This is a genomic window from Paeniroseomonas aquatica, assembly GCF_030409335.1.
GTDB lineage: Bacteria > Pseudomonadota > Alphaproteobacteria > Acetobacterales > Acetobacteraceae > Belnapia > Belnapia aquatica.
The window spans coordinates 51169-73050 of record NZ_JAUFPN010000147.1 but is presented as its reverse complement, the minus strand read 5'-3'; the positions used below and the strand labels follow the sequence as shown (position 1 = coordinate 73050).

Below are 21882 nucleotides of genomic sequence, written 5' to 3'. Positions count from 1 at the left end.
GGGCCCTCTTCAGCGCGCGGCGCGTTGCTGCGGGCCGGGGCCCTCGGCCGGCTTCGCCGGGTTGTCGAGCGCCTGCTGCGTCGTCTCGGTCGCCTGCACCTGGGCGCCCGGACGGGCCCGCTGCAGCCCCTCGACGATGACGCGGTCATTCGCCTGCAGCCCCTCCGAGACCAGCCAGCGATTGCCGATGGCGCGGTCGGCCCGGATGATCCGGGGCTGCACCTTGCCCTCGGCATCGACCACCATCGCCGTCGCCTCGCCCTTAGCATTGCGGGCGACCGCCTGCTGCGGGACCAGGATGACCCCTTCGGCGGTGCCCTCCTCGAGCTTTGCGCGAACGAACATGCCGGGCATCAGCACGCCGTCGGGGTTGGGGAAGACGGCGCGGAGGGTGACGGAGCCGGTGCCGGGATCGACGATCACCTCGCTGAACTGCAACCGCCCGGCCTGGGCATAGTCGCTGCCGTCCTCGAGCGTCAGATGGACCTCGGCCTGGTCGTCGGCGACCCGGCGCAGCCGCCCGGCGGCCAGTTCCCGCTTCAGCCGCAGCAGGGTGGAGCTGGGCTGGGTGACGTCGACGTAGATCGGATCGAGCTGGGTGATGGTGACCAGGGCATTGGTCTGGTCCGCCGTCACCAGCGCGCCGGGGGTGACCGAGGACCGCCCGGTCCGACCGGGGATCGGCGCATCGACCCGGGTATAGCCGAGGTTCAGCCGGGCGGTGGTAACACTGGCCTTGGCGGAGGCAATGTCCGCCTCGGCCTGGCGGAGGGTCGCCAGCGCATTGTCGAGGTCCTGCTGGCTGACCGCCCGGGCGCGGACCAGGGGCTGATAGCGGTTGACGGTGGTGCGGGCCGAGGTGGCCGCGGCCTCGGCCCGGGCCTGGCTGGCCTCGGCGCTCTGCAGGCTCGCCTGGAACGGTGCGGGATCGATCTGGTAGAGCGGCTTGCCGGCTTCGGTGGCGGCGCCCTCGGTGAAGAGCCGCTCCTTGATCACGCCGCCGACCTGGGGGCGGACCTCGGCGGTGCGGAAGGGCGTGGTGCGGCCCGGCAGCTCGGTCGTGATGGCGACGGTCTCGGGCTTGAGGGGCAGCACGGTGACGGCGGCCGGCGGCGGCGCGGCAGGCTTGGCCGCCTCTTCCTGGCAGGCGGCCAGGGGCAGGACGAGCCCTGCCAGCAGCCCGGCCGGGAGGAACGACCAGCGGCGGCGGTCCACGGCGGCGCGGGGAAAGGAGAGGGCGCGGGACATCGGCGGCATCCGGTGAAATGGGAAACGCAATAGTTTCCGAGCATGGAAACTCTGCCGTTTCCAGTGATCGGTCAAGGCGCGGACGCGTAACGCAGGATTTCGTGATGCGATGCAGCATGAAGGGCGCCGGCCCCGCCGGCAGTCGCCCTCCGCGACGGAAGTGCTATGCTGGCGGCATGGAACTGACCCCTGAGCAGATCGCCGCGGCCAAGGCCAGCGGCTGCGCCTTCCTTCCCGCCACCGATGAACAGGTTGCCCGGCTGACGATGCAGCGCCGCATCTTCACCATCGCCGGCGAACCGCATGTGGCGACCCGCAACGACGGCGCGGTCAAGGAGACGCATGGCGCCATCGCCATGCTGATCGCCGGCGAGGCCCCGCGCGTCGAGGAGACCGCCCAGCAGGCGGTGGCGGCGGATGCCGAGGCGGCGCTGGAGATGGCGGGCGAATCGGCTGCCGCCCGCGGCGGCGCCCAGGTCGTCCGGCGTGGCGGCAGCGGTGCGGCCCGGCCGCGCGCGTCCTGGCGCAACACCAAGCGGGTCTGAGGCTGCCGGTCCTTACGCCGGCCTTACACCGCCCCCGCCGCTTCCGCATGGCGGGCTTTCGCCCTCGTTAGGCAGGCTCCCTCCCAGCCGGACCCTTCGTTCCGGCCTGGAGCCAACATGCCTGACCTGATCCTGCTTGCCCTCGGCATTGGCCTCTTCGGCCTGCTGGCCGCCTATGCCGCCGCCTGCGACCGCGTCTGACCCGGGAGACCGCCATGTTCGGCCTGATCCTGGGCGGCGTCGTCGCCACCGGCCTGCTGTTCTACCTGCTGTGGGCGCTGCTGCGCCCCGAGGATCTCTGATCCCATGACCCTGATCGGATGGGCGCAGATCGCGCTCGTGCTCGCCGCCGTCGTCACGGCGGCGATCCCGCTTGGGCGCTACATCGCCGCGGTCGCCGCGGGGCGTGTCACCTTCCTTGCGCCGCTGGAGCGGGCGATCTTCGGCCTCGCCGGGGTAGAACCGGCCCGCGGCCAAGGCTGGCAGGGCTATACGCTGGCGATGCTGGCGGCCAATGCCGCGGGCTTCGTCGTGCTGTACGCGCTGCTGCGCTTCCAGGGGCTGCTGCCCTTCAACCCGCAAGGCTTCGGGGGCCTGAGCCCCTGGCTCGCCTTCAATACCGCGGTCTCCTTCGTGACCAACACGAATTGGCAGGCCTACAGCGGCGAGCAAGCCATGTCCTACCTCAGCCAGATGGCCGGGCTCGGCGTGCAGAACTTCCTCTCGGCGGCGACCGGCATCGCCCTGGCACTCGCCGTCTCGCGGGCCTTCGCCAAGGGCGGGGTGCGCGACCTCGGCAATTTCTGGGCGGATTTCGTCCGCGTCACGCTCTATGTGCTGCTGCCGCTGACCATCCTGGTCGGCCTCGCCTTCGTGGCGATGGGGATGCCGCAGACGCTCGCGGCCTATGCCGAGGCGACGACGCTCGAGGGGGCGACGCAGGTCATCCCGCTCGGCCCGGCGGCGCTGCAGATCGCCATCAAGCATCTCGGCACCAATGGCGGCGGCTTCTTCGGGGTGAACTCGGCGCATCCTTTCGAGGGGCCGAGCGCGCTGGCGACGGCGCTGCAGATCTGGTCGCACCAGGTGATCCCCTTCGCGCTGGCGCTGACCTTCGGCGCCATCGTCGGCGACATCCGCCAGGGCCGCGCGCTGCTGCTGGTGATGCTGGGCTACGTGCTGGTGGGCACGCTCGCGGTCTATGCGGCGGAGGCCGGCGGCAACCCGCTGCACCTGGCGCTGGGGGTGGACCCGGCACTCGGCAACATGGAGGGCAAGGAGGTCCGCTTCGGCATGGCGCTGACGGCGCTGTTCACCGCGACCACCACCGGTGCCTCCTGCGGCGCGGTGAATGCGATGTTCGACAGCTTCACCCCGCTGGGCGGGCTGGTGCCGCTGTTTCTCATCCAGCTCGGTGAGGTGCTGCCGGGCGGCACCGGCTCGGGCCTCTACGGCATCCTCGTCTTCGCGCTGCTGGCGGTCTTCGTCGCCGGGCTGATGGTGGGGCGGACGCCGGAGTACCTCGGCAAGAAGGTGCAGGCGCGGGAGATTAAGCTGGCGATGCTGGCGGTGCTTGTGCTGCCGGCGACCATCCTCGGCTTCGCCGCGGCCTCGCTGGTGCTGCCGGTGGCGGTCGCCTCGATCCCGGCGGCGGGGCCGCATGGGCTGAGCGAGATGCTCTATGCCTATACCTCGGCGGCGGGGAACAACGGCTCGGCCTTCGGCGGGCTGACCGCGGATACGCCCTGGCTGAACACGACTCTCGGCATCGCCATGCTGCTGGGGCGCTTCGCCTATGTGGTGCCGGTGATGGCGATCGCGGGCTCGTTGGCCGCCAAGGTGAAGGCGGCGGAGGGGCCGGGCACCTTCCCGACGCATGGGCCGCTGTTCGCCGGCCTGCTGGCGGGGGTGATCCTGATCCTCGGCGGGCTGCAGTTCATGCCCGCCCTCGCGCTCGGCCCGCTGGCCGAACATTTCTCGATGCTCGCCGGCAAGACCTTCTGAGGCGCAATCCGATGGACATGATGATTCCGCAGGGCACTGCCACGCGCCGGCTGCGCGTGGCGGCCTTCACCGACCGGCAGCTGCTGGGGCGCGCGGCGCTGGATGCGCTGCGCAAGCTCAACCCGGCGAAGCTCATCCGCAATCCGGTGATCTTCGTCACCGAGGTGGTGGCGATCCTCGTCACCCTTCTGGCGGTGCTGGCCGCCGTCGATGGCGCGCCCTGGGGCTTCCAGGCGGGCATCGGCGCCTGGCTCTGGTTGACGGTGGTCTTCGCCACCTTCGCCGAGGCCGTCGCCGAGGGCCGCGGCCGGGCCCAGGCGGAAAGCCTGCGGCGCGCCCGCGGCGATGCGCGAGCCAAGCTGCTGCTGCGGGCGGATGACCGCACGCTGTGGCAGCCGCGCGGGGCGACCGACCTGAAGGTCGGCGACCTGGTGCTGGTGGAGGCGGGCGACCTGGTGCCCTCCGACGGCGAGATCGTCGAGGGCATCGCCAGCGTGAACGAGGCGGCGGTGACGGGCGAGAGCGCACCGGTCATCCGCGAGTCCGGCGGCGACCGCAGTGCCGTCACCGGCGGCACGCTGGTGGTTTCCGACTGGCTGGTGGTGCGGATCACCGCGGCGCCGGGCTCGACCTTCCTCGACCGGATGATCGCGCTGGTCGAGGGCGCCTCGCGGCAGAAGACGCCGAACGAGATCGCGCTCGACATCCTCCTGGCGGGGATGACGATCATCTTCCTGATCGCCGTCGCCACCTTGGTAGGCTTCGCCAGCTGGGGCGGGGAGCCTCCCTCCGTCACCGTGCTGGCGGCGCTGCTGGTGACCCTGATCCCGACGACGATCGGCGGGCTGCTCTCGGCCATCGGCATCGCCGGCATGGACCGGCTGGTGCGCTTCAACGTGCTGGCGACCAGCGGCCGGGCGGTGGAGGCCGCGGGCGACGTCGACGTGCTGCTGCTGGACAAGACCGGCACCATCACCTTCGGCAACCGCCAGGCGGCGGGCTTCGTGCCGGCGCCGGGGGTGGGCGAACAGGAGTTGGCTGAGGCGGCGGTGCTGGCCAGCCTTGGCGACGAGACACCGGAGGGGCGGTCCATCCTCGCCTTCGCGCGGGAGAAGTACGGTGTCGCCGCGCCGGGGTTGCCGGCCGAGGCCAAGGTGGTGGCCTTCACCGCGCAGACCCGGCTCTCCGGCCTGGATACCGATGGGCGCAGCTATCGCAAGGGCGCGGTGGGCAGCCTGGCGCAGAGCCTCGGCGTGCCGATCCCGCCGGCGCTGGCCGAGGCGATCGACCGCATCTCGCGCCAGGGGGCGACGCCGCTGGCGGTCGGCCGTGACGGGGTGGTGCTCGGCGCGATCGAGCTGAAGGACATCGTCAAGCCCGGCATGCGCGAGCGCTTCGCCGCGCTGCGGCAGATGGGCATCCGCACGGTGATGGTGACCGGCGACAACCGGCTGACCGCGGCGGCCATCGCGGCGGAGGCGGGGGTGGACGACTTCCTCGCCCAGGCGACGCCGGAGGACAAGCTGGGCTATATCCGCCACGCCCAGGCGGAGGGGCGGCTGGTGGCCATGGCCGGGGACGGCACCAACGATGCCCCGGCGCTGGCCCAGGCGGATGTGGGCTTGGCGATGCAGACCGGCACCCAGGCGGCGCGCGAGGCCGGCAACATGGTCGACCTCGACAGCGATCCGACCAAGCTGATCGAGGTGGTGGAGATCGGCAAGCAGCTGCTGATCACCCGCGGGGCGCTGACCACCTTCTCGATCGCCAATGACGTGGCGAAGTACTTCGCTATTTTGCCGGCGATCTTCGTCGCCAGCTATCCGGAGCTGCAGGCGCTCAACGTCATGCACCTCGCCTCGCCCGAAAGCGCCATTCTCTCGGCGGTGATCTTCAATGCGCTGATCATCGCGGGGCTGGTGCCGCTGGCGCTGCGGGGCGTGGCCTATACGCCGGTGGGCGCGGCGGCGCTGCTGCGGCGGAACCTGCTGATCTACGGGCTGGGCGGCATCGTCGCGCCCTTCGTCGGCATCAAGCTGATCGACCTTGTCCTGACCGTCATGGGGATTGCCTGAGTCATGGTTGCGATGTTGCGTCCGGCCTTTGCGATGGTCGGCAGTATGACCCTGCTGCTGGGGCTCCTGGTGCCGCTGGCTTTCACGGGCTTCGCCCAATTGGTGCTGCCGGGGCCTGCCAATGGCAGCCTGGTGGAGGCCGGGGGAAAGCTGGTGGGATCCAGGCTCCTCGGTCAGCAGTTCACCGGGATGCGCTATTTCCACCCGCGGCCCTCGGTAACGACCGAGGCCGACCCGGATCAGCCCGGCGGCACCCGGGCCGCGCCATACAACGGAGCCGCCTCGGCGGCGTCTCAGGCAGGGCCGACGAGCGCGGCGCTGCTGCAGGGCGTGACGGCGCGGGTGGCCGAGGCTGGACCGGCGCCGGTGCCGGCAGATGCGGTGACCGCTTCCGCCTCCGGGCTCGACCCGCATATCAGCCCGGCGAATGCGGCGCGGCAGGTGGCCCGGGTCGCCGCGGCGCGGGGCCTGCCGGAGGCGCGGGTGAGGGCGTTGCTGGCCGCGCATACCGAAGGGCCGGAATGGGGCATCTTCGGCGACCCGCGGGTCAACGTGCTCGAACTGAACCTGGCGATGGATGCGCTTCCGTGAGCCTGTCGGCTTTCCATTGTGCCGTGCTGGCGGAATTGGCCTGGGCGGGTTTCGGCTCGCTTCGGCTGCGGCTTGGCATGGAAGGTGGCCAGGGAAGCGGCTGGGGTCCGGCGGTCTGGCTGTTGGGCGCCGTGGCTATCCTGGCAGCAGCCGGGCTGCTGGCCTTGCGGCGGCGCGTCCGCCGGGCCCATGGGTGGCCGATCGAACGGTCCTGACGACCGCGCCAAAGCCGGGACTGGGGGCGGAGCAGCCTCATCCTCCCCCGGTCTGGGATCCTCAGCGCGCGCGCAGCAGCTCTGGCACCCGCAGCAGGACCAGCTCGTTGTCGTCCGCTCGCGTCAGGTGGCGGCCGGCGCTGAAGGGGAGGTTGTTGTCGTTGCCGACGATGATGTGGTCGGCATCCACCACGGCGACATTCTCGATGGTGAAGAACGGGAAGCCGAAGCGGTCGCGCGGGAGGCTTGCGGCGCGATCGCCCTGGGTGCGGGCCAGGCCCTCGGGGTCGCGGATGGCCATCAGGTCGATATGGCCGAGCTTCCGCACGAAGCCCTCGGCATCGGTGGCGCCGAGGTCGACGACGTAGATCCGCTTCAGCCGCGACGGATTGGCGAAGCAGCCGGGCGGGTTGCTGCCGGCGGCGCAGGCGAGCGAGGGGTCGCCCTCGCCATCGTCTCGCTCGATGACCAGGGCGCGGCGGTCGTCGATCATGTTGAAGTCGCCGATCGAGGTGGTGCCTTCCTCGGTGCGGTAGCGCAGGACGCGGCCCGTCCAGGTGGCGCGAGCGGTGTCGAACTGGACGATGCGGAGGAAGCGGCCTTCCGGCGTGCCGGCGGCGGTGAGCAGCGGCTTCTCCAGCAGCGCGAACAGTCGGCTGCCGTCCGGCCTGGCGGCCAGCCCTTCGTAGCCACCGCTGCGGGCGGAGTCGAAGGCGGTGGTGGCGGCCGGGCTGGCCGGGACCTGCAGCGCCGGGTGGTCCGGGCTGCGAATGGCGCGGCCCTCGATCACCGTCTCCACCACCTGCCGGACCCGGCCCTCCCGGTCGATCTTGATCAGGAAGGGGCCGAACTCCTCGCCGATCCAGAAGCCGTCGGCAACGGGCTGGACCGCTTCCGGGTCGAAGTCGCTGCCGGTCAGGTAGCGCGGGCCCGTCGCCTCATGGGTGATGCGGAAGGGCACGCGGCGGTCGGGGTCGGAGAGGAAGATGGTCTGCTCGACCGCGACCTGGCCGCTCTGCCAATCCGGCCGGATACGGTGCAGCATCAGCAACGCGTCGGGGCTGTTGCGCTTGTTGCCGAAGCCGTTGTCGGTCAGCACCCAATAGGCGCCCGGTTGGCCCTCGACCGGCTTGATGCCGGAGAAGCCCTGAATGGCCTGGCCGACGAAGGGCAGGGCGATGCCGGTGGGACGGCCGGAAGGGGCGGGGCCGGTGGTGCCGGGGATGCTGCCCGTGCGGTCGGTGCGAAGGTTGCCGGGGCTGGTGAATTTGCCGGCGATCAGCGCGTCCCGCGGCGCATCTCCCGGCGGCAGTGTCATGCTCTGCGCCGGCAGGATCGCATGCCCGGCCAGGGTTGCCTCAAAACGCATCTCGGCCAGCGCGGGCGCGGCCTGCATCAGGGCGGCGGTGGCGAGCAGCAGCAGCTTGCGCATGGAAATTCCATCCGGTTCGGTTCGGCACTGCTCCTAGCCGGGCCATGTTACCGCTGCGTGGCGCATCGATGGCAGCTGGGTTTCAGCCGGCCGGCGGACCGAGCGGACGGTAACGCCAGACGCTGGCGGGAGGGAAGTTGCGCGGCGTCCAGGCCTCCCGCACCGCCTCGAGGCCGAGCTTGCGGTATGGCAGCGGCGAGGTGATGCAGTAGGTGTAGAGCAGGAAGCCGAGGCCGGGGGCGATCCGCTCGACCTGCGCGACGAACTGCCGCTGCCGCTCGAGCGGCAGCATCACCAGCGGGATGCCGCAGATGACGGTGCCGACTGGCCCTGGCAGCCGCGCCACGAGGTGCTGCGGCAAGGCGAAGGCATCGGCGCAGACCACGGTGGTCCCGGGCAGGCTGGCGCGCAGGTGGTCGGCCATCTCCGGCACGATCTCGACCAGCACCAGCCGCTCGGGGGCGATGCCAGCCTCGATCAGCGCCCGGGAGATGACCCCGGTCCCGGCGCCGATCTCGACCACCGGCCCCTCGCCGCCGGCGGCGACCAGGCGGGCGATGCGGCGGCAGAGGGTGCGGGAGGAGGGGACGATCGAGCCCATCTGCAGCGGGTCGGACAGCCAGCGGCGGAAGAACAGCGGGAGGTTCGCCGTGCCGGGGCGGTCGGCATCCTGGCCAAGGCTGCTGGTGGTCCGCATCAAGGGTTGCTCCGGTGCGTGGTCATGGCTTGAAGGGGGCGAGGGCGCCGCGGAATTGCGCCACGGATGCCGCCCAGGAGAAGCGTTCGGCATGGGTCCGGGCGGCGGCGCGGTCGCAGTCGAGGGCGGCGAGGCAGGCGGTGCGCAGGTCGGCGTGCAGCACGCCGGCGCGGGGGTCGGTCACCACGTCCAGCGGGCCGGTGACCGGGAAGGCGGCGACCGGCGTGCCGCTGGCCATGGCCTCCAGCAGCACCAGCCCGAAGGTATCCGTGCGGGAGGGGAAGACGAAGACATCGGCCCCGGCATAGGCCCGTGCCAGCACCCCATTGTCCCGCCAGCCGAGGAAGTGGGCGGCGGGAAAGCGCTGCATCAGCGCCGCGCGCTGCGGCCCGTCGCCCACCACGACCTTGCTGCCGGGCAGGTCGAGCGCCAGGAAGGCGGCGATGTTCTTCTCCACCGCGATCCGCCCGGCATGGAGGAAGATCGGCCGCGCCAGGCCCTCGAACGGGTCGCGCGGCGCCGGCCGGAACCGCTCGAGGTCAACGCCGCGGGTCCAGGCCCGCACCTTGGTGAAGCCGCGCGCGGCGAGCTCGGCCCGCAGGCTGGGGGTGGCGGCCATGGTCGCCTCGGCCGGCTGGTGGAAGTGCCGCAGCACCCGCCAGGACCAGGCGGCGGGCACGCCGATGCGGGTTTGCAGGTACTCAGCGAATTTCGTGTGGAAGGCAGTGGTGAAGGGCCAGCCACGGCGGCGGCAGAGTGCCCGCATCGCCCAGCCCAATGGTCCCTCGGTGGCGATATGCACGGCGCAGGGCATGGCGGCGTCGACCAGCCGCGCCAGCTTGCGCGGCGGGACGACGGCCAGGCGGATCTCCCGGTAGCCGGGCATGGGGAGGTTGAAGAAGCGATCGGGGCCGATGACCTCGACGGTATCCCCCGCCGCCCGCAGCATGCTGGCCATGATCCCGAGGGTACGGACCACGCCGTTGACCTGGGGGGTCCAGGCATCGGTGACGATCAGCAGGCGAAGCGGCCCGGCCGCGGCAGCGGCGCCGCCTTCCGCGACCGGCAGGGCAAGGTCAGGCACGGGCGATGGCCATCCGCTGGTCGTCCGCCGCGGCGGCGGCAAGGCGCATCTCGCGCGCCCAGTCGATCAGCTCGAAGCGGCCATCGGCGTGCTCGACGAGCGCGGTGCAGCTCTCCACCCAGTCGCCGTCGTTCATGTAGGTGATGCCGTGGACCTCGCGCATCTCGGCATGGTGGATGTGGCCGCAGATGACGCCGTCGAGGCCGCGGCGCCGCGCCTCGTTCGCCAGAGCCTCCTCGAAGCGGTCGATCGCCTTCACCGCTTCCTTGACCTGGCGCTTCAGCCACTGCGACAGCGACCAGTAGGGGTAGCCGAGGCGGCGGCGGACGGCGTTGAACCAGCGGTTCAGGACCAGGGCGGCGTCATAGGCCCAGTCGCCCAGGTGGGCGAGCAGCTTGGCATAGCGGATGACACCGTCGAATTCGTCGCCGTGGATGACCAGGAAGCGCCGGCCGTCGGCCGAGTGGTGGACCGCCTCCCGCAACAGCCGGACGCCGGCGACCTCGAGGCCCTGGGCCATCCAGTTGCGGAAGAGCTCGTCGTGGTTGCCCGGGATGTAGGTGACCTCGGTGCCCGATCGCGCCAGCTTCAGGATCAGGCGGATCGCCTCGTCATGGTCGGGATCCCAGTACCAGGACTTGCGCAGTCGCCAGCCGTCGATGATGTCGCCGACGAGGTAGAGCTGCTCGCATTCGGTGTGGCGGAGAAAGTCGGCCAGGAAGTCGGCACGGCAGCCGCGCATGCCGAGGTGGGTGTCGGAGAGGAAGACGCCCCGGTACCGGCGTTTGGGATGAGCGGCTTGCATCGCGTTGCCCTCGCTGTCCGCCGGGCCCGGCCGATGGTGGGCCGAATCCCGGTCACGGTCTCAACGGGGCCGTAACGCGGAAGCTGCGGGCGTGCCGTGAACCCTTCATGAAACCGTGCAGTAACGGGCCCTGTGGGTCACCCGCACGTCAGTCTGGATACGGGTCGTTTCCGCGAATACACTGGCTTGACCGCGGCGTGACCGAGGATTGACAGAAAAACGTCATGGGTGATTGCGATAAGATCGGCATGTTGATCATCTACAATCCCGCCGCGGGGCAGCGGCGCCGGCAGCGGCTGAACCGGGCCCTGGCCTGGCTCGACCGGCATGGCTGCACGCATGCCGTAGCCGAGACGACGCATCCTGGCCATGCCGCAGCGCTCGCCCGGACGGCCGCCGCCGCCGGGGCGACGCTGGTGGTTGCCGCGGGCGGCGACGGGACCATTGCCGAGGTTGCCGCGGGGCTCGATGGCAGCGGCGCGGCGATGGGGGTGCTGCCGCTCGGCACCGCCAATGTCTTTGCGTGGGAGCTCGGCATTCCGATCCGGCCGGAGGCGGCGGCGGCCTTGCTGGCGACGGGGCGAACCGCCTGCGTGCATCCGGGCGTCGCCCGCTTCGGCGATGGCTCGGTCCGGCTCTTCGTGCAGATGCTGGGGGCGGGCTTCGACGCGGCGGTGGTCGAGGCGCTGGACCTCGGGCTGAAGCGTCGCTTCGGACGCGGTGCCTATGTCTGGGGAGCGATGCGGCAGCTGCGCCGCTACGGCTTCCCGCCGCTGCGCGTGGTCTTCGCCGATGGGGCGGTGGCGGCGCGGTCCGTCATCGTCACCAAGGGGCGCTTCTATGCCGGTCGGCATCTGCTGGCTCCGGCCGCGGCGATGGCGCGGCCAAGCTTCCAGGTGGCGCTGTTCCCCGGGGCCGGGCCGCTGGCGACCGCGGCCTACGGCGCGGCCCTGCCGCTGAACCTGCTGCCGCATATGCCCGGGGTGGTGCTGCGGCGGGCGGATTGGGTACGGATCGAGGGCGACGGGGTGGCGGTGCAGGCCGATGGCGACCCGGCCGGCCGCCTGCCGGTGGAGGTCGCGACAGCCGCGGCCCCGCTGCGGGTGGTGCTGGGAACGGGGCTCGGGGAGCGGCTGCTGGCGGCCGCCTGACGCGGCCGCGCGCTACTCCGCGGCCGCCAGGATCCGGTCCATCGCCTCGGTCCGCCCGAGGGCCCAGAGCACGGCGTCGATCGGCGGGCTCTGGGTGCTGCCGGCGAGGGCGATGCGCAGCGGCTGGGCGACCTGGCCGAGCTTGACGCCCTTCACGTCGGCGTAGTCGCGCAGCCAGTTCATCAGATCCTCCCGCTCCCAGGGTGCGGTGTTCAGGAACTGGGCGAGATCGGCGAGCAGCGCCTTGACCTCCGGCGTCAGCATGGCGGCGGCCTTGGCCTCCAGCTTCGGCGGGCCTTCCTGGGCGGCGAAGACGGCGGCGCCGGTCAGCTCCTCCAGGGTCTTGGCCCGCTCCTTCAGCGCCGGCATCAGCGCCTTCACCCGGTCCCCGCCGAGGGTGCCGAACAGGACGCCGCGGGCGGCAAGGCGCTTCAGCACTTCCTTGGCCAGCCGGTCGTCATCGGCCTGCCGGAGATAGACGCCGTTGAGGTGCGTCAGCTTGGCATAATCCATGCGGGAGGCGGCGCGGCCGACATCCTTCAGGTCGAAGAGCGCGATGGCACGGTCGCGGTCGAGGATCTCCTCGTCGCCATGGCCCCAGCCCAGGCGGAGCAGGTAGTTGCAGACGGCCTCCGGCAGGAAGCCCTGGGCGTCGAATTCCATCACGCCCACGGCGCCGTGGCGCTTGCTGAGCTTGGCGCCGTCGGCGCCGTGAATCAGCGGGATATGGGCGAAGTGGGGGCGGTACCAGCCCATGGCGTCATAGACCTGAACCTGGCGGAAGGTGTTGGTCAGGTGGTCGTCGCCGCGGATGACATGGGTGATGCCCATGTCGTGGTCGTCCACCACCACCGCATGCAGGTAGGTCGGCGTGCCGTCCGAGCGGAGGATGATCATGTCGTCCAGCTCGGCGTTCTGCACCTCGACCCGGCCCTGGACCAGGTCCTCGACCACGGTCGATCCCTCCCGAGGGGCCTTCAGCCGGATGGAGGGCTGGACGCCGGCGGGGGCCTCGGCCGGGTCGCGGTCACGCCAGCGACCGTCGTAGCGGGGCGGGCGGCCTTCTTTCACGGCCTGTTCCCGCATCGCCACGAGTTCCTCACTTGTACACCAGCAGTGATAGGCCCGCCCCGCGGCCAGCATCTCGCGCGCCACCTCCGCGTGGCGGGCGGCGCGGCTGCTCTGGAAGACCGGCGCCTCGTCCGGGCTGAGGCCGAGCCAGTCGAGGCTGTGCAGGATCTGCTGCACCGCATCCTCGGTGCTGCGGGCCCGGTCGGTGTCCTCCACGCGCAGGAGGTACTGGCCACCGTGGTGGCGGGCAAACAGCATGTTGAACAGCGCCGTGCGGGCCCCCCCGATGTGCAGGAAGCCGGTGGGAGAAGGTGCGAAGCGGGTACGGACGCTCATGGGAAACCTTGGCCGGAGGAGGCCAAGCTTACCGGAACCCGGCTTGCGGGGAAATGCGACGTCCGGAAGGACAAGGCATTCTTAACTTGGTGGAACTTAGTCCTATAAATTTGTGAAGTATTTTCTGAAAGTTTTGTCATGTGGCCGAGCCGGTTCATCGACTCGGATTAAATTCTTGCTCGCCTTTTGGTTGCAATTCCCGATTCGCAGCCTTATTCGTCGAGTCGAATGAGCATCTCGCTTGCTTGGCCGACCGTCCGGTGGCCCAGCAGGCCCGTTCCACAGGCCGCCAAATGGACCACCCATTTGGTGAACGAGCGGTCGCGTCTCGCGCCCTGGCTCGCTGTCGCCCTTGGTGCGGGTGTGCTGGCCTATTTTGCTCTGCCGGGCGAACCGCCGGCGGCGGTGATCTGGGTCGCCCCGCCCATGGTGCTGCTCGCCGTCTGGCTGGGCCTGCGCCGGCCAATGGCTGGCTGGGCGCTTGGCCTGGCCGCGGCCGGCCTGGCAGGCTTCGCCAGCGCCACGTGGCATGCCGGGCGACAGGCTCCGGCGCTGGATGTGCCGCGCACCGCCACGATCGTCACCGGCCGTGTGCTGACCGTGGAGCTGCTGGCGGAAGGCCGCCGCGTCACCCTGGCCGAGGCACGGTTCGACGGTGGTGCGATGGAGGAGCGAACCATCCGCATCCGGCTGAAGCGGCAGGATGCCGCCGCACCGGCGCCAGGCGACAGGCTGCGGGTCCGTGCCCTGCTGCGGGCACCGGTCGGGCCGTCCGTCCCCGGCGGCTTCGACTTCCAGCGGGCGTCCTGGTTCTCCGGTCTCGGCGCCAGCGGCTATGCCCTGGGGCCGGCCGAGGTCTCTCCCGGCCTGGCTCCCCCACCGGCCTTCGCCGCCCTGCGCGCCGACATCGAGGCCAGGGTCGCGGCAGCGGTGCCGGGGGCCGCGGGTGCGGTGGCCAGCGCCCTGCTTACCGGGGGACAGACCGCCATCGCCCCGGACGACCTCGCCGCCATGCGGGATTCGGGCCTGGCGCATCTGCTGAGCGTATCCGGCCTGCATATCGCCATCGTCATGGGCATCACCTTCACCGGACTGCGCTGGATGCTGGCTCTGTTGCCCTGGGCCGCGCTGCGCCTGCCGGTGAAGGCGCTCGCGGCGCTGCTGGCCCTTGGCGCCGGCGGCTTCTACCTGCTGCTCAGCGGCTCCCAGGTGCCGATGCAGCGCAGCGTCGCCATGGCGGTGCTGACCACCGCGGCGCTGCTGGCGGGGCGGCGGGCGCTGACCCTGCGCGGGCTGGCGATGGCCGCGGCGGCGGTGCTGCTGTTGCAGCCGGCGGCGATCCTCGGCGCCAGCTTCCAGATGAGCTTCGCGGCGGTGCTGGCGCTGATCGCCGGCTGGGAATGGCTGCGGCCGCACGTACCGGTCGCCGGCACCGGGGCCGATTGGCGGCGCCGGCTGCTCCTCGCCGGCTTCGGCCTGGTGATGACCTCCATCCTCGCAGGCGCCGCCACCACGCCCTTCGGGCTGCATCACTTCGGCCGCCTGCAGGTCTATGGGGTCCTGGCCAATGCGATCGCGGTGCCGGTCACCACGATGCTGGTCATGCCGGCCGGCATGGTCGCGGCCCTGCTCATGCCGCTTGGCCTTGAACGGCTGGCGCTGGTGCCGATGGGCTGGGGGGTGGAGGCGATCCTCGCCATCGCCCATTGGGTCGCCGGCTGGCCCGGCGCGGCAATGTCGGCCGTGCCGATCCCGGGCTGGGGGCTCGGCCTCTGCACCTTCGGACTGATCTGGCTATGCCTGTGGCGCACCGGCTGGCGCCTGTTCGGCCTGCCGTTCCTGCTGGTGGGCCTTGCCAGCGCTTCCCTGGACCGGCGACCGGACCTCCTGGTTTCCGGTGATGGCCGGCTGATCGGCGTCCATGCCGGGGCGACGCTGTTCACCCAAAGGCTGTCCGGCGCTTCGGCCATGACGCGGGAGAACTGGCAGCGGCTCTACGCAGTCACCGAGACCGAAGCCCTGCCACGCGAAGGGGCCCTGGCGCAGGGCAGCGTGCAATGCACGGCCGGTGCCTGCCGCATCAGCCTCGGCGACACGATACCCGCCGCCGTGGTGCTGCGGGGGGATTCCCCGCGGGAGGGCTGCGCCAGCGCTGCCGTGGTGGTCTCCGCGGAGCCGATCAGGGGCCCCTGCCTGGCCCAGGTGGTGGACCGCTTTGCCGTATGGCGGGATGGCCCGCATGCCATCTGGCTGCGCCCGGATGGCGTGCGGGTGGTCAGCGACCGGGCCTTCCGCGGCGACCGCCCCTGGGTGCCACCGGTGCCGCTGCCGCGCGGCATGGCCTCGGCCGCACCGCCGGCCGCGGTCGAATAGTCAGTACTTGCGGAGCAGCCCCACCAGCCGGCCCTGCACCTTCACCCGGTCCGGCCCAAAGATCCGGGTCTCGTAGCGCGGGTTCGCTGCCTCGAGCGCGATGGAATTGCCGCGCCGGCGCAGCCGCTTCAGCGTCACCTCGTTCTCATCGACCAGGGCGACGACGATGGCACCGTTGTCCGCCGTCTCACCGCGCCGGATGATCACGGTGTCGCCGTCCATGATGCCGGCCTCGATCATCGAATCGCCGGCGACTTCCAGCGCGTAGTGCTCGCCGCTCGCCAACAGCCCCGCGGGCACCTCGACACTGGTGCCGCTGTCGCGCAGCGCCTCGATGGCAAGGCCGGCGGCGATGCGGCCATAGAGCGGCAGCTGGACCGCCATGCCCTCATGGCCCGTCCGGGCCACGCCCGGCAGGTTGGGGGCGAAGCGGCCATGGATGACATTGGGCGCGAAGGAGGCCTCCCGCCCCGCCGGGGCCGGTGGGGCGGCTGCCTCGGCTGCGCGGCGCGGCGCCACGTTCTCCGGCAGCCGGATAACCTCCAGCGCCCGGGCACGATGCGCCCGCCGCCGCAGGAAGCCGCGCTCCTCGAGGGCGGTGATCAACCGGTGGATGCCGGATTTCGATTTCAGCTTCAACGCGTCCTTCATCTCCTCGAAGGAGGGAGAGAAGCCGGTCGCGCGCAGATGCTTGTCGATGAAGATCAGCAGCTCATGCTGCTTGCGGGTGAGCATACGTCCCCTCCGTCTGCGGCCCAGGAGCCGCGGCTAAACCTCGGCATGGTTCGGCGAACAAACCACGAATCGTGTGGATGTTCTACGGAAGTTCCAAAATCGGGTCAAGCACAGACGCGATATGGCTTTTTCAGATCCCGAGTTCGCCCAATGGGATGACCGCAACCGGCGCCCCCGCCGGCACGGCCGGGGCACCCGGCGCCCGCAGGATCAGTGCCTCGGCCCGCGCCAAGGTCTTCATCATCGAACTGTCCTGAACCGGAAAGGGGGTGGCGACCGGCACGCCATCCGGCCCCGGCTGCAGGATTGCCCGGAGGTGGTCGAAGCGGCCGTCATTGGCGGGCAGGGGCGCTCCGGCCAGGGCGCGGACGGTCCGTGGCGCCGCACCCGGCAGGCCGGAAAGCCGGTCGAGCGCCGGCAACAGGAACAGCACGCTGCAGACCAGGGCCGAGACGGGATTGCCCGGCAGGCCCAGCACCGGCGTCGGACCAAGCCTGCCCCAGATCAGCGGCTTGCCCGGCCGCATCGCGATCTTCCAGAAGTCCAGCGCGAAGCCCTGCGGGCCGAGGGCGCTCTGGACCAGGTCATGATCGCCGACGCTGGCGCCGCCGGTGGTCACCAGCAGGTCGCAGGCCCGGGCGGCGACGGCGGCCTCGGCGATCGCCCGGCTGTCGTCCGGGGCGATGGGCAGGACCAGAGGTTCGCCGCCGGCCGCCCGCACCAGGGCGGCGAGGGCATGGGCATTGCTGCTGACGATGCCGCCGGCGGGGATCGGGTCGCCGGGCAGGGCGATCTCGTCGCCGGTCGCCAGGATGCCGATCCGCGGCGCCCGGTGCACCGCGAGCCAGGGGGTATTGGCGGCGGCGGCCAGGCCGATGTCCCGGGCGGTGAGACGCCGGCCGGCCGGCAGCAATTCCTCGCCTTCGGCAAAGTCGAGCCCACGGCGGCGGACCCAGCGGCCGGGGCGCACCGCTTCCTTGACCTGAACACGGCCTGCGGCGGGCTCGGCATCCTCCTGCAGCAGGATCGCATCGGCGCCGTCCGGGATGATGCCACCGGTGAAGATGCGCACCGCTTCGCCCCGCCCGACCGAGCCCGCGTAGGGGTGGCCGGCCGGGGCGGTGCCGGTGACGGCAAGGCTGGCGCCCAGTTCCGCATCGGCGGCCCGCACCGCGTAGCCGTCCATGGCCGACACATCGGCGGGAGGCTGGGTCACGCGGGAGAGCACCGGGCGGGCCAGCACCCGCCCCCAGCCCGCCGGCAGGGGGACGGTTTCGGCCGGGGTGGCGGTGAGGGCGCCGAGGATGCGGGCCCGGGCTTCCTCGACCGTCAGCATCACTCTGCCTCGTAGACCCCGGATTTGCCGCCGGATTTATGGGAGAGCCGGACATCCTCGATCCGCATGCCGCGGTCGATCGCCTTGCACATGTCGTAGATGGTCAGCGCCGCCACGGTGACCGCGGTCAGCGCCTCCATCTCGACGCCGGTGCGGCCGGTGAGGCTGACGGTGGCCTCGATCTCGACCGCATCGGGCGCCACGGGGGTGAGGTCTACCGCGACCTTGGACAGCATCAACGGGTGGCAGAGCGGGATCAGATCGCTGGTCCGCTTCGCCGCCATGATGCCGGCGATCCGTGCCACGCCGAGCACGTCACCCTTGCCGATCTGCCCTTCGCGGATGCGCTCCAGCGTCGCCGGCGCCATGACCACGCGGCCGCGCGCCACCGCCCGGCGGGAGGTCTCCGCCTTGCCGGCGACATCCACCATGGCGGCTCGGCCTTCGGCGTCGAAGTGGGTGAGGGCCTCGGCCATGCTAGAGGGCGTGCACGAGTTCGCCCGCCGCGGCGGCCACATCCGGCTGCCGCATCAGGCTTTCGCCGACCAGGATGCAGCGGGCGCCGACCGCGGCCATGCGCCGCACGTCGTCCGGGGTGCGGATGCCGCTCTCGGCGACCGGGATGCGGTCTGCCGGCACCAAGGGGCAAAGCGCCTCGGACGTCGCGATATCGGTCTGCAAGGTCCTGAGGTTGCGGTTGTTGATGCCCACCAAGCGGGTCTGCAGGCCAAGCGCCCGGTCCAGCTCGGCGCGGTCATGCACTTCGACCAGCACCGCCATGTCGAGGCTGCGGGCGATCTCCTCCAGCTCCTCGGCCTGGCGGTCGGCGAGCGCTGCCATGATGAGCAGGATGCAATCGGCTCCCATCGCCCGGGCCTCGAAGACCTGCCAGGGGTGCACCATGAAGTCCTTGCGCAGCACCGGCAGGGTACAGGCGGCGCGGGCGGTCTTCAGATGCTCGGTGGTGCCCTGGAAATAGGGCGCGTCGGTCAGCACCGAGAGGCAGGTGGCGCCGCCGCGGGCATAATCCTGCGCCAGGGCCGCCGGCTCGAAGGGGTCTCGAATCAGGCCGCCGGAGGGCGAGGCGCGCTTGATTTCGGCGATGAGGCCGACGCGGCCATCCGCCACGACCTCACAGAGCGCCGCGACGAAGTCGCGCGGCGGCGTCGCGGCATGGGCCTGGCGCTCGATCTCGGCCATGGGGGTGGCGGCGGAACGGGCGCGGACCTCCTCGTACTTATCGGCCAGGATCCGGGCGAGGGTGTCCGGCACGGCGTGGCTGGGGGTGACGATGATCGGGGCGTTCATTGGGGGGCAATCATGCTGCTGTCGCGTCCTTGAGGCGGCCCAGTACGGCAGAAGCGGCACCGCTGTCGATGGCACGCGCGGCTTGCGCAGCCCCGTCGCGGAGGTCCCGCGTGCGGCCGGCGACAACCAGACCAGCCGCCGCATTGAGCAGCACGATGTCGCGGTAGGGGCCGGAGGCACCCGCCAGCAACGCGGTCAGGGCCAGGGCGTTCTCCGCTGGCTCACCACCGCGAATGGCTTCCGGCGGCGCGCGCTGCAGCCCGGCATCCTCGGGGGCGATGGTGAACTCGCGCAGCCGGCCGGCTTCCAGCGCCACGACCTGGGTTTCGCCGGAGAGCGCGATCTCATCCAGCCCCTGGCCGTGCACCACCCAGGCCGCCTCGGTGCCGAGCCGCAGCAAGGACTCGGCCATCGGCCGCAGCCAGGCGGTGGCATAGGCGCCAGTCAGCTGGCGCTTGACCCGGGCCGGGTTTGCCAAGGGTCCCAGAAGGTTGAAGATCGTCCTTGTCCCCAGCTCGACCCGCGGGCCGGCGGCGTGGCGCATGCTCGCATGATGCCGGGGCGCCATCAGGAAGACCATGCCGGCCTTGGCCAGCACGGCCTCCAGCCGGTCGAGCGGCACATCGAGGTTGATGCCGAGCGCCGCCAGCGCATCCGCGGCGCCGGACTTGGAGGATAGCGCCCGATTGCCGTGCTTGGCCACCGGAACGCCGCAGCCGGCGACCACCAGGGCCGTCGCGGTGGAGATATTGAGGCTGCCCGACGAATCGCCGCCGGTGCCGACGATGTCGATGGCGCCGACCGGCGCCTCGATCGCCAGCATGCGCGCCCGCATGGCGCGGACGGCGCCGGTGAGTTCGGGCACCGTCTCGCCGCGGACCCGCATCGCCATCAGCAAGGCGGCGATCTGCGCCGGGGTGGCCTCCCCGGCCATGATGATCCCGAAGGCCGCTTCGGCCTCGCTTTCCGCCATGGTTTCGCCGGCAGCGAGGCGGGCCAGGATCGGCTTCAGGCTGTTCACGCAGCCCTCACGGCTGCGGGCAGCCGTGCCTTGGCCAGGGTCAGGAAGTTTCGCAGGATATCATGGCCGTGCTGGCTGGCGATGCTTTCCGGGTGGAACTGCACGCCCCAGATCGGCAGGTCGCGATGAGCGAGGCCCATGACCAGCCCATCCTCGGTCCAGGCCGTCGCCACCAGTTCGGCCGGCAGGTCCGCGCGGCGCACCACCAGCGAGTGGTAGCGGGTGGCGCGGAAGGGGCTCGGTAGGCCGGCGAAGACATCGGTCCCGCGGTGGTGGATCTCCCAGACCTTGCCGTGCACCGGGTCCGGTGCCCGGACGACGGTGCCGCCGAAGGCCTGGCCGATGGCCTGATGCCCAAGGCAGACGCCGAGCAACGGCACCCCGGCGGAGGCGGCCGCACCGATCAGCGGCAGGCAGATGCCGGCCTCGTTCGGCGTGCAGGGACCGGGGGACAGCAGGATCGCCTCAGGCTGCAGGGCCAGGGCTTCCTGGCTTGTCAGCTGGTCATTGCGCCGGACTTCGACCTCCACTCCAAGGTCACCCAGGAAGTGATAGAGATTGAAGGTGAAGCTGTCGTAGTTGTCGATCAGAAGGATCATGGTTTCTGAATCTCGTCCCGTGGCGCAGCCGGGTCAAGCGCGACCGGCTGCGCAAGGACTGGCGCAGGCGCGGCGGGTCCGGCCGAGGGCCGCGGCGGCGGGCTGGATGGTCCGCTGATCACGTCGAAGTCGAAGTCGCTGCGTTGCATGAGGGCCTCCTGGGCTTGGGGGCCGTCACCAGGCAGGCGGGGGTCGTGGGACTGGTCCAGGAACACGAAAGCCGCCAGCAGGTGGCGGCTTCGGGGGTCTGCGATGAATGCGCTGATCCTAGGCCGCCGGTGTGTACCAGCTATACCAAAATCGCGCCGCGGGGATGGTGTTCCTGACCATGCGGTCAGACTAGCCACGACCGGCGCCGCAAGGCAAGGCGCATCAGAAGCCGTAGAGGCGGGCGGGATTGTCGACCAGGATCGCCTGCCGCTGCGCCTCCGCCGGCGCCCATTCGCCCAGCAGATCCATCAGATGGCCGTCGTCGGGGACTTCCTCCGGGGTCAGCAGCGAAGGATGCGGCCAGTCGGTGCCCCAGAGGCAGCGGTCCGGCGCGGCGGCGATCATGGCCTCGGCCATGCTGCGCACGTCGGCATAGGGGTGGCCGGTGGACGACCGGTAGCCGCAGAGCTTGGCCCAGGCGCCGCCGTCGAGCAGGCGGAGCAATGCCTTGAAACCTGGGTTCCCAAGCCCGCCCTCGGCGGTCTTCACGCCGCCCATGTGGTCGATCACCAGGGGGCAGGGCAGCCTCGCCAGCACCGGCTCGAGGGCCACCATTTCGGCCGCGTGGGCATAGAGCTGCAGATGCCACCCGAGGCTCGCCAGCCGCTCGCCGAGCGCCTCGAGCTGCTCAAGCGGCGTGCCGTTGCCGCTGACGGCGTTGAAGCGGACGCCGCAGGCGCCCTGCGCGCCCATCGCCCTGAGTGCCTCGAGGTCGAAGCTGTCATCCACCACCACCACCGCCCTGGCCCGGTCGTGGCCCAGGGCCGCGACGGCATCCAGCGTCACCGCATTGTCGGTGCCGTAGATGCTGGGCTGGACCACGATGGTGCGGCGGAGCCCGATGGCCGTGCACATCGCCTGGTAGGCCTGGATGGAGGCCTCGGGCGGGGTATAGCCGCGGCCCGGCGAGAGCGGATAGCGGTCGTAGGGGCCGAAGATATGCATGTGGCAATCGGTGCTGTTCGCCGGTGGTTGCCAGTTCGGGGTGCTGGTCACGGCGCGGGCGCCGGGGCAGGGGCGGGTCATGGATCGGTCCTCCGTTTGCG

General features: G+C 71.2%; 20 protein-coding genes. 7 read left to right on the top strand and 13 right to left on the bottom strand.

Annotated features, from left to right (window positions below; all coding sequences use genetic code 11):
- Nucleotides 1–9: 9 nt before the first annotated feature.
- The gene (locus QWZ14_RS13755) at nucleotides 10–1248 is read right to left on the bottom strand and encodes an efflux RND transporter periplasmic adaptor subunit (RefSeq protein ID WP_290317260.1); all 1239 of its coding nucleotides are present in this window, start codon (nucleotides 1246–1248) and stop codon (nucleotides 10–12) included.
- A 176-nt stretch (nucleotides 1249–1424) separates the two neighbouring features.
- Between QWZ14_RS13755 and QWZ14_RS13750 the strand changes: the two genes are divergently transcribed.
- The 5 genes from QWZ14_RS13750 (at nucleotide 1425) to kdpC (ending at nucleotide 6463) form a co-directional block, all read left to right on the top strand.
- Nucleotides 1425–1793 carry a hypothetical protein gene (locus QWZ14_RS13750; RefSeq protein ID WP_290317259.1) on the top strand — a complete coding sequence of 123 codons (369 nt, stop codon included), beginning with the start codon at nucleotides 1425–1427 and terminating at the stop codon, nucleotides 1791–1793.
- 215 nt (nucleotides 1794–2008) lie between these two features.
- Nucleotides 2009–2095, top strand: coding sequence for a K(+)-transporting ATPase subunit F (gene kdpF / locus QWZ14_RS32000; RefSeq protein ID WP_353959308.1), 87 nt, complete (start codon nucleotides 2009–2011; stop codon nucleotides 2093–2095).
- A 4-nt stretch (nucleotides 2096–2099) separates the two neighbouring features.
- Nucleotides 2100–3797: a potassium-transporting ATPase subunit KdpA gene (gene kdpA / locus QWZ14_RS13745; protein ID WP_290317258.1), complete on the top strand. Its 1698-nt coding sequence runs from the start codon at nucleotides 2100–2102 to the stop codon at nucleotides 3795–3797.
- Nucleotides 3798–3817: 20 nt separating this feature from the next.
- Complete coding sequence (gene kdpB, locus QWZ14_RS13740; RefSeq protein WP_290317347.1) at nucleotides 3818–5872, top strand: potassium-transporting ATPase subunit KdpB; 2055 nt, start codon at nucleotides 3818–3820, stop codon at nucleotides 5870–5872.
- Between the two features lie 3 nt (nucleotides 5873–5875).
- The gene (gene kdpC, locus QWZ14_RS13735; protein ID WP_290317257.1) at nucleotides 5876–6463 is read left to right on the top strand and encodes a potassium-transporting ATPase subunit KdpC; all 588 of its coding nucleotides are present in this window, start codon (nucleotides 5876–5878) and stop codon (nucleotides 6461–6463) included.
- A gap of 276 nt (nucleotides 6464–6739) precedes the next feature.
- Here the strand turns inward: kdpC and QWZ14_RS13730 are convergent, their stop codons facing one another.
- The 4 genes from QWZ14_RS13730 to QWZ14_RS13715 all read right to left on the bottom strand — a co-directional run bounded on the left by QWZ14_RS13730 (nucleotide 6740) and on the right by QWZ14_RS13715 (nucleotide 10696).
- A complete protein-coding gene (locus QWZ14_RS13730) occupies nucleotides 6740–8110 on the bottom strand; it encodes an esterase-like activity of phytase family protein (protein WP_290317256.1) in 1371 nt (456 codons plus the stop codon).
- Nucleotides 8111–8192: 82 nt separating this feature from the next.
- Nucleotides 8193–8807 (bottom strand): class I SAM-dependent methyltransferase, encoded by a 615-nt coding sequence (locus QWZ14_RS13725; RefSeq protein ID WP_290317255.1) that lies wholly within the window; start codon nucleotides 8805–8807, stop codon nucleotides 8193–8195.
- Nucleotides 8808–8829: 22 nt separating this feature from the next.
- A complete protein-coding gene (locus tag QWZ14_RS13720; RefSeq protein WP_290317254.1) occupies nucleotides 8830–9891 on the bottom strand; it encodes a glycosyltransferase family 4 protein in 1062 nt (353 codons plus the stop codon).
- Nucleotides 9884–10696 (bottom strand): UDP-2,3-diacylglucosamine diphosphatase, encoded by an 813-nt coding sequence (locus QWZ14_RS13715; RefSeq protein ID WP_290317253.1) that lies wholly within the window; start codon nucleotides 10694–10696, stop codon nucleotides 9884–9886. Before QWZ14_RS13715 ends, QWZ14_RS13720 begins: the two co-directional genes overlap by 8 nt.
- A gap of 224 nt (nucleotides 10697–10920) precedes the next feature.
- Here QWZ14_RS13715 and QWZ14_RS13710 point away from each other — a divergent pair, with 224 nt between their 5' ends.
- The gene (locus QWZ14_RS13710; protein WP_290317252.1) at nucleotides 10921–11847 is read left to right on the top strand and encodes a diacylglycerol/lipid kinase family protein; all 927 of its coding nucleotides are present in this window, start codon (nucleotides 10921–10923) and stop codon (nucleotides 11845–11847) included.
- A 12-nt stretch (nucleotides 11848–11859) separates the two neighbouring features.
- Here QWZ14_RS13710 and gltX read toward each other — a convergent pair whose 3' ends face one another.
- The gene (gene gltX / locus QWZ14_RS13705) at nucleotides 11860–13254 is read right to left on the bottom strand and encodes a glutamate--tRNA ligase (RefSeq protein WP_290317251.1); all 1395 of its coding nucleotides are present in this window, start codon (nucleotides 13252–13254) and stop codon (nucleotides 11860–11862) included.
- A 309-nt stretch (nucleotides 13255–13563) separates the two neighbouring features.
- On the opposite strand from gltX, the gene QWZ14_RS13700 reads away from it, so the two are divergent.
- A complete protein-coding gene (locus tag QWZ14_RS13700; RefSeq protein WP_290317250.1) occupies nucleotides 13564–15627 on the top strand; it encodes a ComEC/Rec2 family competence protein in 2064 nt (687 codons plus the stop codon).
- Here the strand turns inward: QWZ14_RS13700 and lexA are convergent, their stop codons facing one another.
- The 7 genes from lexA to QWZ14_RS13665 form a co-directional block, all read right to left on the bottom strand.
- Nucleotides 15628–16362 carry a transcriptional repressor LexA gene (gene lexA / locus QWZ14_RS13695; protein ID WP_290317249.1) on the bottom strand — a complete coding sequence of 245 codons (735 nt, stop codon included), beginning with the start codon at nucleotides 16360–16362 and terminating at the stop codon, nucleotides 15628–15630.
- 130 nt (nucleotides 16363–16492) lie between these two features.
- The gene (locus QWZ14_RS13690; protein WP_290317248.1) at nucleotides 16493–17698 is read right to left on the bottom strand and encodes a molybdopterin molybdotransferase MoeA; all 1206 of its coding nucleotides are present in this window, start codon (nucleotides 17696–17698) and stop codon (nucleotides 16493–16495) included.
- Complete coding sequence (moaC, locus tag QWZ14_RS13685) at nucleotides 17698–18174, bottom strand: cyclic pyranopterin monophosphate synthase MoaC (protein WP_290317247.1); 477 nt, start codon at nucleotides 18172–18174, stop codon at nucleotides 17698–17700. Before moaC ends, QWZ14_RS13690 begins: the two co-directional genes overlap by 1 nt.
- A gap of 1 nt (nucleotide 18175) precedes the next feature.
- Nucleotides 18176–19006, bottom strand: a complete 831-nt coding sequence (trpC, locus tag QWZ14_RS13680) for an indole-3-glycerol phosphate synthase TrpC (RefSeq protein WP_290317246.1) — start codon at nucleotides 19004–19006, stop codon at nucleotides 18176–18178.
- Nucleotides 19007–19016: 10 nt separating this feature from the next.
- Nucleotides 19017–19979 carry an anthranilate phosphoribosyltransferase gene (gene trpD, locus QWZ14_RS13675; protein ID WP_456307243.1) on the bottom strand — a complete coding sequence of 321 codons (963 nt, stop codon included), beginning with the start codon at nucleotides 19977–19979 and terminating at the stop codon, nucleotides 19017–19019.
- A gap of 44 nt (nucleotides 19980–20023) precedes the next feature.
- Complete coding sequence (locus QWZ14_RS13670) at nucleotides 20024–20626, bottom strand: anthranilate synthase component II (protein ID WP_290317244.1); 603 nt, start codon at nucleotides 20624–20626, stop codon at nucleotides 20024–20026.
- 372 nt (nucleotides 20627–20998) lie between these two features.
- Nucleotides 20999–21862, bottom strand: coding sequence for an amidohydrolase family protein (locus QWZ14_RS13665; protein WP_290317243.1), 864 nt, complete (start codon nucleotides 21860–21862; stop codon nucleotides 20999–21001).
- Between the last annotated feature and the right edge of the window lie 20 nt (nucleotides 21863–21882).

Excerpts from the sequence above, each read along its gene's own strand:
- QWZ14_RS13755 (WP_290317260.1), bottom strand. The coding sequence starts at position 1,248 with ATGTCCCGCGCCCTCTCCTTTCCCCGCGCCGCCGTGGACCGCCGCCGC.
- QWZ14_RS13750 (WP_290317259.1), top strand. The coding sequence starts at position 1,425 with ATGGAACTGACCCCTGAGCAGATCGCCGCGGCCAAGGCCAGCGGCTGC.
- kdpF (WP_353959308.1), top strand. The coding sequence starts at position 2,009 with ATGTTCGGCCTGATCCTGGGCGGCGTCGTCGCCACCGGCCTGCTGTTC.
- kdpA (WP_290317258.1), top strand. The coding sequence starts at position 2,100 with ATGACCCTGATCGGATGGGCGCAGATCGCGCTCGTGCTCGCCGCCGTC.
- kdpB (WP_290317347.1), top strand. The coding sequence starts at position 3,818 with ATGATTCCGCAGGGCACTGCCACGCGCCGGCTGCGCGTGGCGGCCTTC.
- kdpC (WP_290317257.1), top strand. The coding sequence starts at position 5,876 with ATGGTTGCGATGTTGCGTCCGGCCTTTGCGATGGTCGGCAGTATGACC.
- QWZ14_RS13730 (WP_290317256.1), bottom strand. The coding sequence starts at position 8,110 with ATGCGCAAGCTGCTGCTGCTCGCCACCGCCGCCCTGATGCAGGCCGCG.
- QWZ14_RS13725 (WP_290317255.1), bottom strand. The coding sequence starts at position 8,807 with ATGCGGACCACCAGCAGCCTTGGCCAGGATGCCGACCGCCCCGGCACG.
- QWZ14_RS13715 (WP_290317253.1), bottom strand. The coding sequence starts at position 10,696 with ATGCAAGCCGCTCATCCCAAACGCCGGTACCGGGGCGTCTTCCTCTCC.
- QWZ14_RS13710 (WP_290317252.1), top strand. The coding sequence starts at position 10,921 with ATGGGTGATTGCGATAAGATCGGCATGTTGATCATCTACAATCCCGCC.
- gltX (WP_290317251.1), bottom strand. The coding sequence starts at position 13,254 with ATGAGCGTCCGTACCCGCTTCGCACCTTCTCCCACCGGCTTCCTGCAC.
- lexA (WP_290317249.1), bottom strand. The coding sequence starts at position 16,362 with ATGCTCACCCGCAAGCAGCATGAGCTGCTGATCTTCATCGACAAGCAT.
- QWZ14_RS13690 (WP_290317248.1), bottom strand. The coding sequence starts at position 17,698 with ATGCTGACGGTCGAGGAAGCCCGGGCCCGCATCCTCGGCGCCCTCACC.
- moaC (WP_290317247.1), bottom strand. The coding sequence starts at position 18,174 with ATGGCCGAGGCCCTCACCCACTTCGACGCCGAAGGCCGAGCCGCCATG.
- trpC (WP_290317246.1), bottom strand. The coding sequence starts at position 19,006 with ATGAACGCCCCGATCATCGTCACCCCCAGCCACGCCGTGCCGGACACC.
- trpD (WP_456307243.1), bottom strand. The coding sequence starts at position 19,979 with ATGGCGGAAAGCGAGGCCGAAGCGGCCTTCGGGATCATCATGGCCGGG.
- QWZ14_RS13670 (WP_290317244.1), bottom strand. The coding sequence starts at position 20,626 with ATGATCCTTCTGATCGACAACTACGACAGCTTCACCTTCAATCTCTAT.
- QWZ14_RS13665 (WP_290317243.1), bottom strand. The coding sequence starts at position 21,862 with ATGACCCGCCCCTGCCCCGGCGCCCGCGCCGTGACCAGCACCCCGAAC.